General features: G+C 39.6%; 11 protein-coding genes and 1 pseudogene. 6 read left to right on the top strand and 6 right to left on the bottom strand.

Annotated elements, in window-relative coordinates; genetic code table 11:
* Positions 1–126: 126 nt before the first annotated feature.
* Positions 127–1284 (bottom strand): IS91 family transposase, encoded by a 1158-nt coding sequence (locus tag ND811_RS15925; protein ID WP_456085679.1) that lies wholly within the window; start codon positions 1282–1284, stop codon positions 127–129.
* A 443-nt stretch (positions 1285–1727) separates the two neighbouring features.
* On the bottom strand, positions 1728–2750 hold the full coding sequence (locus ND811_RS15920; RefSeq protein WP_002972591.1) for a rod shape-determining protein: 1023 nt from the start codon (positions 2748–2750) through the stop codon (positions 1728–1730).
* Positions 2751–2894: 144 nt separating this feature from the next.
* Between ND811_RS15920 and ND811_RS15915 the strand changes: the two genes are divergently transcribed.
* From ND811_RS15915 to ND811_RS15905, 3 genes are all read left to right on the top strand, one after another.
* A complete protein-coding gene (locus tag ND811_RS15915; RefSeq protein ID WP_265352849.1) occupies positions 2895–4496 on the top strand; it encodes a Ppx/GppA phosphatase family protein in 1602 nt (533 codons plus the stop codon).
* Entirely contained in the window at positions 4493–7054 is a 2562-nt protein-coding gene (locus tag ND811_RS15910; protein ID WP_265352850.1) for a SpoIIE family protein phosphatase, read from the top strand. The genes ND811_RS15915 and ND811_RS15910 overlap by 4 nt, the downstream gene beginning before the upstream one ends.
* Positions 7055–7183: 129 nt before the next feature.
* Complete coding sequence (locus ND811_RS15905; protein WP_265352851.1) at positions 7184–8401, top strand: MFS transporter; 1218 nt, start codon at positions 7184–7186, stop codon at positions 8399–8401.
* Positions 8402–8496: 95 nt separating this feature from the next.
* Here ND811_RS15905 and ND811_RS15900 read toward each other — a convergent pair whose 3' ends face one another.
* Together ND811_RS15900 and bcp are read right to left on the bottom strand one after the other, a co-directional pair.
* Entirely contained in the window at positions 8497–9975 is a 1479-nt protein-coding gene (locus tag ND811_RS15900; RefSeq protein ID WP_265352852.1) for a leucyl aminopeptidase, read from the bottom strand.
* Positions 9972–10445: a thioredoxin-dependent thiol peroxidase gene (gene bcp / locus ND811_RS15895; protein ID WP_265352985.1), complete on the bottom strand. Its 474-nt coding sequence runs from the start codon at positions 10443–10445 to the stop codon at positions 9972–9974. Before bcp ends, ND811_RS15900 begins: the two co-directional genes overlap by 4 nt.
* 79 nt (positions 10446–10524) lie before the next feature.
* Between bcp and ND811_RS15890 the strand changes: the two genes are divergently transcribed.
* Together ND811_RS15890 and ND811_RS15885 are read left to right on the top strand one after the other, a co-directional pair.
* Positions 10525–10920, top strand: a complete 396-nt coding sequence (locus tag ND811_RS15890; RefSeq protein WP_265352853.1) for a hypothetical protein — start codon at positions 10525–10527, stop codon at positions 10918–10920.
* Positions 10921–10947: 27 nt separating this feature from the next.
* Entirely contained in the window at positions 10948–12420 is a 1473-nt protein-coding gene (locus tag ND811_RS15885; protein ID WP_265352854.1) for a potassium/proton antiporter, read from the top strand.
* A gap of 15 nt (positions 12421–12435) precedes the next feature.
* Here the strand turns inward: ND811_RS15885 and ND811_RS15880 are convergent, their stop codons facing one another.
* Together ND811_RS15880 and ND811_RS15875 are read right to left on the bottom strand one after the other, a co-directional pair.
* Positions 12436–13806 (bottom strand): APC family permease, encoded by a 1371-nt coding sequence (locus ND811_RS15880; protein WP_265352855.1) that lies wholly within the window; start codon positions 13804–13806, stop codon positions 12436–12438.
* Positions 13807–14322: an LIC10415 family protein gene (locus ND811_RS15875; protein WP_265352856.1), complete on the bottom strand. Its 516-nt coding sequence runs from the start codon at positions 14320–14322 to the stop codon at positions 13807–13809. It abuts the gene before it with no gap.
* Positions 14323–14543: 221 nt separating this feature from the next.
* Between ND811_RS15875 and sppA the strand changes: the two are divergent.
* Positions 14544–15342, top strand: a pseudogene (gene sppA / locus ND811_RS15870) (signal peptide peptidase SppA); the annotation flags it as partial.
* Positions 15343–15362: the final 20 nt, after the last annotated feature.

Raw genomic sequence — 15362 nt, 5'->3', positions numbered from 1 at the left:
TTTTGCGAAAATTTCGCAAAAATGAGACATAATTTTAGATGAGACATAATGAGGCCTCACCATTAGAATTGGCATTTTTTTGACAGTGGAAACAATAGAGTGAAGAGATCGGAAAACTAGATTCCGCTATAAAGCTTTTGGTGGGTCTCGCGATGGCTTTTGGTAAAAGTATCCATCTATCAATGTGTAATTTTTCTTCAGCTCCTTCTCTTTGTTAGATGCGTGATAAGAGTAGATCACCTTCGATTCCATTGCGTTTTTACAAATGGGACAAGCTAGCGGATCTCTAACATCAAACGATGATTTAATGGCTTCTGACCAAGTAGATTTCTTGGCCTGAGATTCTAACTTTAACCTCTTTGCAGGTCTTACATAAATTCCATAATAGCGAACAGACTTCTCATGTTTGTTGGGAAGAAAAAAAAGCATACGGGCAAGAAATTCATCAATCGGCATCGTTAAACTTTGATACAACTTTTCTTTGGTGATGGATTCGACATTGCTTTTGTAACGGAATGTTAACGTTTGTTTATTTTGATCTACTTTTTGAATTTGGCTATTATGAAAAAGTCCAAAGGCAATGTATTGGGCGATACGATATATGGAATCAGATTCTCGAACGTTAATTTTTTCAAAGTAAACATGGAAACCTTTTGGATAACTTTTCGTGAAAAAAGTATATTCGTCTTTATTTATATATTTCTTTCGAAGTAAGTATTTGCAAACATTCCTTTGCCAGTCGAATCGCACGGTTTTGTAAGGCATAAAATCGATTTGTTTGATTCCGTTAGAGGTTGTATTTAAAAGATCTCTCGTTGCAATCGCATGGACATGCGGATTGAAATTTAAATGATTTCCGGCTTCGTGAAGTGTGCTAAGGATACCCGGTTTAAAACGTTTGTCTGTCAGGCTAATGGTTCGTAATCTTTTTGTATAAACCTTTGCCGCAAGGCCATTGAGAAATCGTGGATTGACAAGTCTTTGAAATAGAAGTTCATTCAGTCTACCTGGCAATGTGAAGACGATATGATAATGTGGAAGTTCAGGATTTAAGATTCTGGAAAGGTGAATCGACCAACCAAAGAGCTTTTTTCGATAACAAGACAAACATAGCCGACTCTTACACGAAAAAGGAACTGCTAAAACAATTTTACAATCTTTGCATTCGTTCCATACAAAACCTCTATTGAATTTACCACAGGTAAGAAGTTTTTCCACCTCTCGAAGCTTCCAGATTGGAATTTTTCCGAATTTAGATTCGAATTTGTCCACATAACTTGTAATAAATGTCTCATAATGATTCTTCCAAATATTTTTATACTCGGACTCGCGGGTGTGGGCAGGTGTATAGGCTTGCTTGGCTTCTTTGGAAGAAATGAATATTTTGAATCTCCAAGTAGAGAAAAAACTCTCCTTAGAGAAAGGTCATGAATTTTGGAGAAGTGACCTTTTTTATTTTATAGTCAAACCAATCCTCCGCGCCCCGGATCGACCGAGCGCCCTCGTCGAGGGAGAGCCGGAAATGTGCGCCCCAAAAAAAAAAGGGAACCATCACTTGGTTCCCTTTGGGTTTTATATAAAATGATTTTAATACTCGTCGTTTCGATACGCTTCGCTACTCAACGACCTCGGCATCATCGATTGACTACTCAACGACCGAAACGATGACGACCCTAAAAGCGGAGCATTGAGTAGGCCGAAGGCCGTATCGAAATGCGAACTACTCCTTATCTTATCCCTGGTTTGATGTATTTCAATTCATCCAAGTAACGACCCGTTCCAAGCACCACACAAGTCAGTGGGTTTTCGGCACGGAAGACAGGAACTCCTGTTTCTTTGGTGAGGTAGTGTTCGAGACCACGGAGGAGGCAACCACCACCTGTGAGAACGATTCCTCGTTCTACGATGTCGGCGGCAAGTTCTGGAGGAGTGCGCTCGAGAACCGATTTGATTCCGTCTAGGATTTCGTCTGTTGGTTCTTTGAGGGCTTTACGGATTTCGTTGGAATCAAGTTCGAGGGTGCGTGGGAGGCCAGAGATCGCATCACGGCCTTTCACTTCCATCGTGTCGACACGTTTGTCGGCGAATGCGTTTCCGATTGTGAGTTTGATATCCTCGGCAGTTCTTTCTCCGACCACTAGGTTGTATTGGTTACGAAGGTATTTCACAATGGCTTCATCGAATTCGTCCCCACCGGTGCGGATGGATTCGGCAATTACCATACCACCCAGAGAGATCACAGCGATTTCTGTGGTTCCCCCGCCGATATCTACAATCATGTTCCCTGCTGGTTCATGGATCGGGATGTTGGCACCGATTGCAGCAGCAAGTGCTTCTTCGATGAGGAAGATTTCGCGAGCTCCGGCTTGTTCTGCGGACTCACGTACGGCACGTCTTTCTACTTCGGTAATTCCAGAAGGAACTCCGATGACGATGCGCGGTTTTACAAATGTAGTGCGGTTGTGAACTTTAGCGATGAAGTAACGAATCATCTTTTCCACAGTTTCGAAGTCGGCGATCACCCCGTCTTTCATGGGGCGGATGGCAACGATGTCACCAGGAGTTCTTCCTAGCATTCGTTTTGCTTCTTGTCCCACTGCAAGGACTCGACCAGTAGAGGCCTGGACTGCCACGACCGACGGTTCTGATAAGACAATCCCTTGTCCTTTCACATGCACGAGGGTGTTCGCGGTTCCCAAATCGATTCCCATATCGTTCGAGAAAAGTCCATAAAGGTTATCAAATATCATATCAGATCCTGGTGAAAGAAGTACGAAAGGGGGAATTTACGGTGGGTTCACACCAAAACAATAGAATTCTACCCGTTCCCCATAATTTTCGGCTGGTTTTTGCTTTCAACCGTAAAAATTTTCGATAGGCTAGTTAGATACAAAATGCTTCCTTTCTCACAAATCTTAAGAAAACCAAACCAGGCATTTCGCACGGAAAAGATCCTTGCTGCCATTGATTTGGGCACAAATTCCTTTCACATCGTTGTCGTAAAACTAAGACCGGATGGTACACTCGAATACCTTACCAAAGAAAAAGAATCAGTAAGACTTGGGAGCGGTAGCAGTGATTATGCGGTCATTACGGATGAGGCAATGGATCGGGGACTTGCTTGTTTGAAACGTTTCCAGTCTTTAGCTGCCTCCTATCAGGCTGAAATTCGAGCCGTTGCGACAAGTGCCCTTCGGGAAGCTGAGAACCGCCAAGTATTTCTAAACCGAGCCGAGAAGGAAACGGGAATTCAAATCCAAGTGATCTCTGGAAACGAGGAGGCTCGCCTCATATATTTAGGGATTTTACAGGGTCTTCCGGTCTTTGACAAACGAATCTTACTCATTGATATTGGAGGCGGAAGTACGGAACTTCTGGTAGGAGAAAAGGGCGAGATCCTTTTTTCTACTAGTTTGAAACTAGGAGCCATCAGGTTAACAGAAAAGTATTTAAAGAAAGATCCACTGAGTGCCACGGATATACAAAAATGCCGGATTCATATTGAATCGGTTTTATCTGCCTTTTTACCGCAAATTGAAACTTGGAAACCCTTTATGGTTGTGGGGAGTTCAGGTACGATCACTTCTGTGACCTCCATAGTTCTTGAAAAAAAGATGGAAAAAAGGGACAGATTGAACGGAACCGAGGTGACAATCGATCAGTTTAAAGAAGCACGTAAACAGATTTTAGATGCTGATAGTTTGAAAAAGAGGCTTAAAATTCCAGGACTTGATTCCAAAAGAGGGGACATCATCGTTGGTGGAGTTTTGGTTTTAGATGAAGTATTACAAAGGATCAAAGCTCTTTCCTTTACGGTGAGTGAGTTTGCTCTCAGGGAAGGGATTGTGTATGACACAATCGAATCTTGGTTTCGCAGAAAAGATTCTACTCTACCGCCTCTAGACAATATTCGAGAAAAAGCGATCAAAACTGTCGCTAATCTTTATCCCGCAGGAAAAAAACATGCAGCTGCCGTCGTAAAAACCACCTTGCAGATGTTTGATGATTTGAAGGATTTACATCAACTTGGAAATTTAGAACGCGATTATTTAGAAACAGCTTGTTATCTGCATCAAGTGGGATTATGCATTTCGCATCACAATTATCACAAACATAGTTACTATATCATTCGAAACTCAGAGGCAATGGTGGGATTTTCCAATGCTGAAATTGAGATCATTGCTCTTATCGCTCGTTATCATAGAAAGGGTGGGCCCAAAGGGAAGCACGAAGAGTTTAAGGCACTGAGACCTGAAGACCAACTCCTTGTCAAAAAACTTGCAGCCTTCCTTCGCATTGGCGACGGCCTCGACCGATCCGAAAAATCAATCATTGAAAGATTGGACGCTGTATATGAAAAAGGAAAAGTCCTCTGTCGGTTGTATCACCAAAAAGGTACAGATCCTAATTTAGAAATTTGGTCTGTGGAAGAAAAAAAAGATCTTTTTGAAGAAACCTATGGTGTATCTTTAGAGTTTCAAACTTTTACCTTATGAAATTCCATTTAAGATTTTACTGTTTCTTTTTCCTTCTGTTTCCTTTATCTCTCTTGGCTTTGCCAGTGGATTTGACTAAGAACTGGAATGTCAAAAAAGGTTGGTGGGAGTCTGAAGTTCCGATGGGTTCCGGTTGGATTGTATTGGAATCACTACCACTTGTTTCTATCAAATCTCAATTAGAATTCCCTGAAGGGAATTTGCAACAAGTGACAATGGTAAAACCATTTCTTTTATCCGAAATCGATTTCAAAGAAACGGAAGCTGATATTTTTGCCTTACACATTCCCAATTTATCTAATTTGTACAAAGTGTACATAAATGGGGAACTCGTCGATACGGGCGGAATTTTAGAAAATGGTCATATTGTTAGAAGCGGATATAAACGAAATATCCTTATTAAACTTTCCAGGAATTCGCTGAAAGTTGGGAAAAATGAAATTCGGATCCTACTTGCTGCGGAACCTGGAGAGGAGTTGAATTTTTACAAAGTATTTAATGACTATACTACATCAATAGATCGTTATACGGTCTTGGAAAAAGTAGAAGATGAATATATTACATTTATGCTTCTGTTTTTATACTTTTTTGTGGGGATTTATCACGCTTTGTTTTATTGGAAACGGCGAAACGAGGAATACAATCTTTACTTCGCTTTATTTGCGGTATTTTTATCGGTTTATATGTATTTCAGGTCGCAGGCAATTTACTATTGGGACGTGGATCCATTTACAGTCACAAAAGTAGAATACTTTGTGGTATTTCTCACTCCACCTTGGCTTTTGTTATTCGTTGATACTTTTTTTCGCAAACGAATTAGCCGCATCACAAAAGGATATTTTGTTTTTAGCATTGCACTTGCTATCGTTCAATTTTTTGTCAATAGAGCCATCTCCGTTGTGCTTTTACGAGTTTGGCAGGGATCGGTTTTAGCATTCAGCGTAGTGTTGTTTTATATAACTATTCGTGCGGTAATGAAAAATAATAAAGACGCCAAAAGGTTGTTAGTTGGAATTTTATTCTTAATGTTCACCGCAATTTGGGATATCATAGGTGCCTCGGGAATGATTTCCATCCAAAACTTAAATCTGTCTCGATTTGGTTTTTTGTTTTTTGTCTTAGGAATTGCTGTTGTTTTGGCCAATCGGTTTTTGCGAGTTCACAAACAAGTAGAAGAGCTAAATGCAAACCTAGAGCGAAAGGTTGTCGAAAGGACAAACGAGCTACAAGAAATGCTCACTCGTGTTCAGGAATTAAAAGTCCAACAAGATGGAGATTATTTTTTAACTTCTCTCCTTCTTGATCCGCTGCACGAATCCAAAAAATCCCATTCAGAAATGATTGGAATTCAGTCGTATATCAAACAAAAAAAAGAGTTCGAATTCAAAGGCAAAACCAAGGAGATCGGTGGAGACCTTATCATTTGTGATGACATTGTTCTGAATGGGAAAAAATACTTCGTTTTTATTAATGGAGATGCGATGGGTAAATCCATACAAGGGGCAGGCGGCGCACTTGTGTTAGGTGTAGTTTTTTTATCTTTTATTAAACGAACACAACTATTATTAGAAAGTCAGTCCAAATCTCCAGAACGATGGATCAAAGAATGTTTTTATGAACTTCAGACTATTTTTGAATCATTTGATGGATCTATGCTTGTTTCCGTTGTTCTTGGACTGGTCGAAGAAGAAACAGGTGTGCTTTATTATCTCAACGCAGAACATCCTTGGACTGTATTATACAGAGATGGAGTTGCTTCTTTTATAGAAGACGAGTTGGAACTTCGTAAAATCGGTACGAAAGGAATGGCGGGACATGTTCGGGTTCGAGTCTTTGTTTTGGAAAAAGGAGATATTCTTTTTATTGGTTCCGATGGCCGAGATGATTTGATTTTGGAAACAGGGCCTGATGGTTCTCGCATTATGAACGAGGATGAAACCAAATTTTTGCAAGTAGTCGCCGAGTCAAAAGGAGATTTGGAACAAATTGTTAAGAACCTTCAATCGATAGGAAGTTTTTCCGATGATTTAACTCTTCTTAGGTTAGAGTGGATGGGTTCTGGCAAACGAATGAATTCCTATTCACTAAATTCTTTAGGATCTGATCATTTTTTATATTCAGAACTCCAAGCTGTATTAGAATCTGGAAACGCAGAAGAAGCCTATCAAAACATTGAACGAATGTTAGCGAATGAGAGCTTGGAGGATGATATCCGAATTAATTTACTAAGGGAAAAGTCAAGAATTTCGCTATTATTAAGGAAATTTGATTCGGCAGTGGCATCTTTGGAATCTATATTTCCTTATTTTGTAACGGACAATGAAATTTTATTACAATTAAGTTACGCCTATCGAAAGTCGAAAAATCTAAGTAAGGCGATCGAAATTGGAGAAAGACTTAGAGCCAGAGATCCCAAACACATTCGAAATCTTATTAATTTAATAGAATGTTATCGGCTACAGAAAAATGAGGAACGAGCTAAAAAGATTCTCTCAAGGCTTGGATCCATTGCTCCTGAGAATCCCCAATATTTGAAGCTAAAGGAAAGTTTCAGCTAAAGAAGGTTTGATTCTAGTCCTCTGGTTTTTTTTAAAATCCTCTTTTTTCCTCCAGGGAGTCCCTAAAATGTCCGCTTTGGGTTGTAGAATCAGCGGTATATTTGTGATATTACAGAAAAAGGAAATAGAATGGATTTTAAGTTCACTCCGTATCATGTCTTTGTCGTTGGTTTACTTGCATTTTTGCAGTTTACAGTTGTTCTTGATTTTATGATTCTATCTCCCCTGGGAGTTCTGGTCATGAAAGAACTCCAAATTTCAACACAACAATTTGGGTTTGTTGTCTCTGCTTATGCTTTTAGTGCAGGTATATCGGGATTGTTAGCTGCCGGTTTCGCCGATCGCTTTGATCGCAAAAAATTGTTACTTTTCTTTTATGTTGGATTCGTTATCGCAACCTTTCTCTGTGGAATCGCAACGAATTATTTCTTTTTATTTGGTGCTCGCATATTGACAGGTGTATTTGCGGGGGTTCTATCTTCCATATCCTTTGCCATAGTTGCCGATTTATTTCCTTTGCAAGTGAGAGGAAGGGTGATGGGATTCATTATGACTGCTTTTGCAGCAAGCCAAGTATTTGGGTTACCCATTGGTATTTTTATATCCAATCTATGGGGTTGGCAATCTCCATTTCTCATGATTGCAGGAATTAGTGGAACCGTTGGATTCATTATTTTTATATTTTTGAAACCTCTTACTACACACCTTGATAACAAAACGGATACTCATGCATTGCATCATTTAGTAAAAACAATAACCCAACCGAAATATCTACCTGCTTTTCTTGCAACTACCTTACTTGCCACAGGCGGATTTATGTTAATGCCGTTTGGTTCTGCATTTTCTGTTCACAACCTTGGTGTAAAATTAGAAGATTTACCTTTGGTTTATATGGTGACAGGTGTTGTTTCTATGTTAGGTGGTCCATTAATGGGTAGACTCAGTGATGCAATTGGAAAATATAACATGTTTGTGATTGCATCAGCTATTGCGGCTTGTATTATTATCTATTACACAAAAATGGAAATCACACCATTACCTATTGTAATTTTAGTAAATTCATTTCTTTTTGTTTTTGTCGCCGCACGGATGATTTCTGCCAATGCATTGACTTCCGCTGTTCCCGAGTTACATGACCGTGGTGCCTTCATGGCAATTAGTTCTTCGATCCAACAAATATCAGGTGGAATTGCTGCTTCTGTTGCGGGTTTAATTGTGATTCAAACTTCTAGCGGTTATTTGGAAAGATACGATATTTTAGGATACGTGGTTGCTTGTGCGATTGTGTTCACTGTGATACTCATGTACAGTGTAAACCAAATTGTTTTGAAAAAACATACAAAGTAATAAAACGAAAGTTTTCAAATAAAAGTGAATCGGTAGGAATCATTTGAAAGGCGGGAAAGATCTCCCGCCTTTTTTTGTAATCAATTTGGAATTGGTTATTTCTTCGATAGTTCGTTTGCCAAATCCACTAACAAGCGTACACCATATCCAGTTGGTCCGTGGAATTGGGTTCCAGATTTTTTCTTTCTCCATGCCGCACCAGCAATATCAATATGCGCCCAGTTGATTGACTCATCTACAAACTTTGAAAGAAAAATCCCGGCAGAAATAGTTCCTGCTCCCTTTCCACCACCCGTGATGTTTTTTAAATCAGCAATGTCTGATTTTAAATCTTCCCCATACTCTTCCCAAAGAGGAAGTTCCCAAACACGGTCGTCCGAAGATTCCGAAGCAGTGAAGAGTGCATCCCGGAGTGGATCAGAGTTAGTAAGGATGGCCGCCGCTTCATGACCTAAGGCAATGATCACAGCTCCCGTAAGAGTGGCTAAATCCACCATATAGTCTGGTTTGTAATTTTTGGAAACATAGGATAAAACATCACCGAGAACAAGTCTTCCTTCTGCATCCGTGTTTTGCACTTCCACAGTGGTTCCATTGTATGCCGTATAAACATCACCTGGTTTGATCGCTTTTCCATCTGGCATATTTTCTGCGACACCGATCGCAGCTACTATATGGATCGGCAGTTCGAGAGCGGCAATGGCACCAATCGCGTGTATGGTGGCAGCGGCCCCACACATATCATATTTCATTTCATGCATTTCGCCTGGTGGTTTTAAAGAAATTCCACCCGTATCAAAGGTTAAACCTTTTCCAACTATAGCAAATTTCTTTTTGGCTTTGGCCGGTTTGTATTCTAATATCACCATTTTTCCATTCAGTTCTGAACCTCGTGCCACAGCCAAGATTCCACCTAGGCCTTCTTTTTTCAGTTGCGGTTCGTCCCAAACTTTAACAGAAAGTTTGTATTCCTTTGCAATTTCCTTAGAACGAGAAACAAAATCATCAGGAGTAAAATAGTTTGCAGGAAGATGTGCGATATGACGAGCACCATTTACATGTTTGGCGACAATTTTACTTTTTGATAGTCCCGATTCTGCAAGACTAGTCGCAGATTTGTCTTCGAACTTTAGATATACGGCGCCGACTTTCTTTTTTTCTTTTTTCTTTGTTTGTAAAACAGAAACAGGATAACTTCCTATAAATAGTGTGTTTGCAATTTGGTAAGCGATGCGATCAGCAGAAAACTTTTTGGAAAGGGATTTGGAGATGATAATTTCAAGACCCATTCCATCATAATTTAGAATTTTTTCTCCATATTTAAAAAAATGAGAGATAAACTTTCTGAAATTAAGTTTTTCTCTCTCACCTAATCCTAGATAGATGGTTTGTTCTGTTTCATCGCGAAATTCCTTTCCGAGTTCTCCAGAAAAAACTTTGGTTTCGATTTGAATCGGGAATTTTTTCCCAAGTTCTTCTTTGACATCTTCTTGAAAGATGGGGATAAGTTTGTAAAAAGTTCCAGATTTTGGGGAACCGATTTGGATTTGGAGCGGAGAGGTTTCTATTTTCATTTCCCTTGGATTTCCTGAATGTCTTTGATGATTTCTTCAACGTGTCCTTTTACCTTCACGCTGTCATAGATTTTTTTGATTTTGAGAGAGTTATCTAAAAGAAAGGTCGATCTAACAATACCCATTCCCTTTCTCCCCATAAAAACTTTTTCTCTCCAGACACCGTAAGCTTCACAAATTTCGCCTGATTCATCAGAGATTAGATCAAAATTGAGTTCTTGTTTTTCAATGAATTTGGTATGCGATTTCGGATTGTCTTTGGAGATTCCCACGACATTAAATCCAAATTTTTTGAGCCTTGAAAAATTATCTCGGAAGTCACAAGCTTCTGTTGTACATCCTGGAGTCATATCCCTCGGATAAAAATAAACAACTACTCCATTTTTTCCTGTTAGGTCTGCGAGTTTTACTTTTTCGCCGTTTTGGTTGACACTGGTAAAATTGGGGGCTTTTTTCCCTACTTCCAACATAATATTCTCTCCTGGTATTTGCATTCTTTTTGACATTTTTTAAGTTGTCAATTTCGGAATTTGGTTCGATACTCTTTGTATGGACTCCAAGGAAAGAGCAGCTCTGATTCGCGAAGCCAATACCGCTTTCAACGCAGGCGATATACGTAAAGCACGTGAACTCTTCCTGAAAACGGATTACAAGGATGGTCTCATTCGTTTGGGTGATCATTTTATGTACGATCGGAAACTTCCTATGTTGGCCTTTGGATATTATAAAAAGGCAGGCAGGCAGGACAAGGTGGACGAAATTTTCCAACGAATGATTTATGGTCTTTCCGTTTGGCTCGGTCGTGATAAATGGAAACTCCCGACACCTGCAAATCAGGTGGAATCCACTGAAACTAAAACCTCTTCGCCGCTAAATCCAGATGATTTTGTTGTGCATCCCATTCTTAAGGCAAAGGCTTTGGAGATACTTTCTTCAAATCGATAGTCCCTTCGGATCGTCTAAGGAATAAACATGATAGACAGTTTTACCTTACAAGCCCTTGTTATCTCTACTCTTATCTTATTTTCTATATTATCGAGTAAGTTATTCTTTCGTTTTGGATTTCCAATTTTACTTATTTTTTTAACCTTCGGTATGTTAGCTGGTTCCGATGGTCCTGGCCAAATTGATTTTAGTGATTATGGCCTTGCGCAATCGATTGGTATTTTTGCCCTTATTTATATTCTGTTTTTGGGAGGACTAGAAAGTGAGTGGGATAGTTTAAAAAACTTTTTATCTGTCGGTATTCGGTTGTCGATTGTGGGAACCATTCTTACTGCACTGATTTTAGGGGTTCTCATCCACTTTTTATTTCCTGTTCTTGGATTTATGGAATCGTTTTTACTTGGTTCCATCGTGAGCGCAACGGATGCGGCCTCGGTATTTAATATCTTTAAAACAGGTTCTTCTGATTTACCAATCCATTTAAAGAAGATCATTGAATTCGAATCAGGTTCCAACGATGCAGTAGGTGTACTTTTAACAACCATCTTTATGAATCTCATCACTGCAGATGCGAGTTTCAATGGTTTCCAATTTTTTCGTTTTTTTGTGATGCAAGTTCTTGTTGGATCAATGATGGGATATAGTCTGGGGATCCTCATTCTTTATCTAATGAACTCCGTCAAACTGGGATATGATGGTCTGTATCTAGTTTTTATTACTGCCTCAGTTCCTTTTATTTATGCAGTTACAACAGTGTTCCAAGGGAATGGATTTTTAGCTGTATACATTGCCGGGATTATTGTTGGCCGAAACAAATTCATTCATAAAAAATCCATCTTTCGATTCTTGAATGGTTATGTTTGGATTTTGCAAATCGGTATGTTCCTTTGTTTTGGTCTTCTTGTTTTTCCTTCACGTATGGCCAATATTTGGGTACCGGGACTTCTCATTGGGGTATTACTCATTCTTTTTGCAAGACCAGTGGCTGTGTTTATTTCGCTTCTACGAGTTAAGTTACCTGTCAAAGAAAAGTTATTTATTTCTTGGGTTGGATTACGTGGTGCCTCACCGATCATCCTTGCAACGTTTCCTATTGCTCAAGGTCTCGTTTGGGGTGATTTACTTTTCCATATTGTCTTTTTTGTAGTCCTTGTTTCACTTCTGATCCAGGGTTCCCTCATCCCGAAAGTGGCGCAGTGGCTCGGAATTTTAAAGGTCAATCCTGATCGCAAAATTTATCATCCAACAGACTTTGATAACATTGAGTTTCCGGGAATGACCTTACAGGAGTTGATTGTGCCATATAACTCCAGTGTGGTGGATAAAGCATTGTTCGAGATTAAACTTCCAGAACAATCGCACATTCTACTCATTGCCAGGGGGGAACAATTTTTAATTCCTTCCGGTAACACACAGGTAAAAGGTGGGGATGTAGTTTGGGTGCTTGCCAAAGATGATGTGATGCCTACCATAGGCAAAACGTTTATGGCAATTTCTTAGATAGTTGGATTTTTGTTACTTCTTAACTTTTACCAGTTTTTTATCTAATCGAAATCCATAATACACAGGAAGGGCTATGAGAGTGATCATTAGTCCCCAACCTGCAGTCACTGGTTTTTCAATAAAGAGGATTGTCATCACGGCAATATTTGCCAAAATATAAAGGAAAATGGGCAAAGGATAAAAAGGAATTTTATAATCCGATTTTAATCCCATCTTTTCGAACCGAAAGGGTGTTGCTGCTGTGAGGCACGAAAGAATTAATATCGAACAAGTGATCATATAAAGCAGAGCTTCGATTTCTTTAACAAACAAAAAAAGAATCGCCACAAAGGCCTGAAAAAAAATCGAAACATAAGGACTATGCCATTTAGGATGGATCTTAGAAAAAGAAGGAAGGAAAACTCCATCTCTTGCCATCGCAAAGTAAACACGGCTTCCTCCGATAAGTATTGCTGACATGGAACCCAAAATCACCCAAGCAATAAAACTTGTCGTTAAAATTGAATAGTTTACACCAAATAACTTCTGAAAGGCGATGGCACCAATCCCATCTTGGCCGCTTAATTCTTCAATAGGGGCAGAAATTACGAAAAGCAAATTGATAACAAAATACAGTCCTGCGACAAGAAAACAGGCGGTAATGGCAGAACGAACAATCGTTTTTTCTGGATTTTTTACCTCTTCTGCAATGTAGGTAATCATATTCCATCCCAAATAAGAAAAAGACACCGGAACAATCCCAATCAAAACTTTGGAATAAAAAGAAAGTTCCGTTAGGTTAGGGATAGGGGAATGGATTAAATAAGACCAATTGGTGTTTCCAATCGAAAATCCGAGTGCTAAAAATAGAAGCAGGCCTGTAATTTTTAAGACAGCAAAAACATTTTGTACACGCACTGCCGACTTAATTCCAAAGTAGTTGAGCGTACTAAAAAATAAAATTGGTAAAACACCAATGAAGGTAATGGAACTAATCTGTAAATCCAAACCTAACAAAGTATATGTGGGAGATTCCCAAACAGGAAGTTCTGGAAATAAAATTTGAACATACTTTCCGAAGGCGAGGGCAAGTACAGAAACACAAGCAGAGAAATTAGTGAGTAGGGATGACCAGCCACTCATAAAAGCAATGGCTGGAGAGTAAGCAACTCTTAGATAAACATAATCTCCTCCAGCAAAAGGGAGGAGGCGAGCTGCATAAGCATAGGTGATGGAACCAGAGAGAGCTAAAATTCCGCCAACAATCCAACAGAATAGGACAATCCAAAGATTTCCGGTTTCTTTGATCAAATACCCGGAAGTGAAAAAAATTCCCGACCCCACCATAGAGGAGAAGAGAACAGAAATGGAATCAAAAGTATTGAGGCTACGTTTTAATTCCAATTAATTGCCGAGAAGTCGTTTCACCATTGTTTCAGAAATTGGTTTCATAGAAGAAGCAGACAAAGTTCCGATTTTACCTTTGAACTCTTCTGGGTTTAACATCATACCAAGAGAAAAGATATTTTCGCTCTCTACTTCCTTTTTCTTTAGTTCTGCAAGCAGGCTGGAAATATTCCCTTTGCTGGTTTCTAAAATCTCTGGTTTGGTTACTTCCCCTTCACCTAACTCTGGGAACAGTGGTTCTCCTTCAAAAAGGAGTTCTTTCAGTTTATCTTCTTTTTGGGTGTTATCTTCCAAAAGGCCAATCCGAGATTGTTCCCTGGAAAGTTGTTTTTGCAATTCCGTGAGTCGCGATTGGATATTGTGATACTGAACAGGAAGGCTGACAACAAAGTCGGATTTTTCATCTGACTTTTGTACAGGAGTTCCTGACTTTCCAGAGACATCTTTTGTGTCCTTTTTGTCCTGGATTAGTTTTTCGGCTGAGTTGAGGAGACGATTGAGACGAACATCCATGTCCTACCTTCCTTGGTAAAGGCCTTATGTCTCGGCGGTGCCTGGACATATATCCTATGACTACCTGTCTAATTTTCGGTTAGCCCGTACAAGGAAAATAAACTTTTTCTAAAAAAAGTAAAGAATTATTAAAGTTGACTCGGGTTTTTGTAAGGTTTTGCTTGTGGGAGTTTATGGAAAGAAACCAATTTCTTCTCTTTCTCTCCTTTTTGTTCTCCACCATTGCCACAATTCTCGGAATTGCCATTTTGGTATCTGGATCGAGTCTTGCCCGTTTCTCTAGTGGGACTGGCGGCGGTCTTTTCCAAGCCAGTGAAATTGGAGCTGTCGTCATACCGATCGTAGGTGAGATCCATTCTGGGGTATCCACATTTGATTCTACGGGGGCAGAAACCGTTTTGCGCCAATTACGTGATTTAGAAGAAGATGGAAATATCAAAGGAATCCTTGTTGAGATCAATTCCCCGGGAGGAACAGTTGCTGCTTCCCAAGAAATTTTCAACGAACTCCTTCATCTGCGAAAAACCAAAAAGATTGTGGTGAGCATGAAGGATGTGGCCGCCTCCGGTGGGTATTATATCGCCGCAGCTTCCGATTATATTTTTGCACAAAACGGAACCATTACGGGCTCCATTGGTGTCATTTCCTTTGCGCCTAACGTGAAAGGTCTTTTAGATCGTTATGGAGTGGGCGTTCGTACTTATAAGGCTGGGAAATACAAAGATATGTATTCGCCATTTCGCGATTCCACAAACGAAGAAGATGATATGATCGGCAAACAATTACAAGACACCTATCGCAAGTTTGTGGAAGATGTTGCCAAAGGAAGAAATAAAACTGTTAAGTCCATCGAAGAATTAGCAGAAGGAAAAATTTATTCCGGCGAAGATGCGTTCCGTAACAAACTTGTAGATGACATTGGTGGAAGAAGAGAGGCTCATAAAAAACTTTCTGAACTTTGTCAATACGATGGTCTCATACCACTTTTTGAACAAGAGGTCTCTCCTTTCGATCGATTTTTACAATCAATAGGTGTTAGC

Source organism: Leptospira soteropolitanensis (assembly GCF_026151655.1).
Classification (GTDB): Bacteria; Spirochaetota; Leptospiria; order Leptospirales; family Leptospiraceae; genus Leptospira_A; species Leptospira_A soteropolitanensis.
The sequence above is the reverse complement of the archived record's forward strand: the minus strand, read 5'-3'. Positions and strand labels throughout refer to the sequence as shown.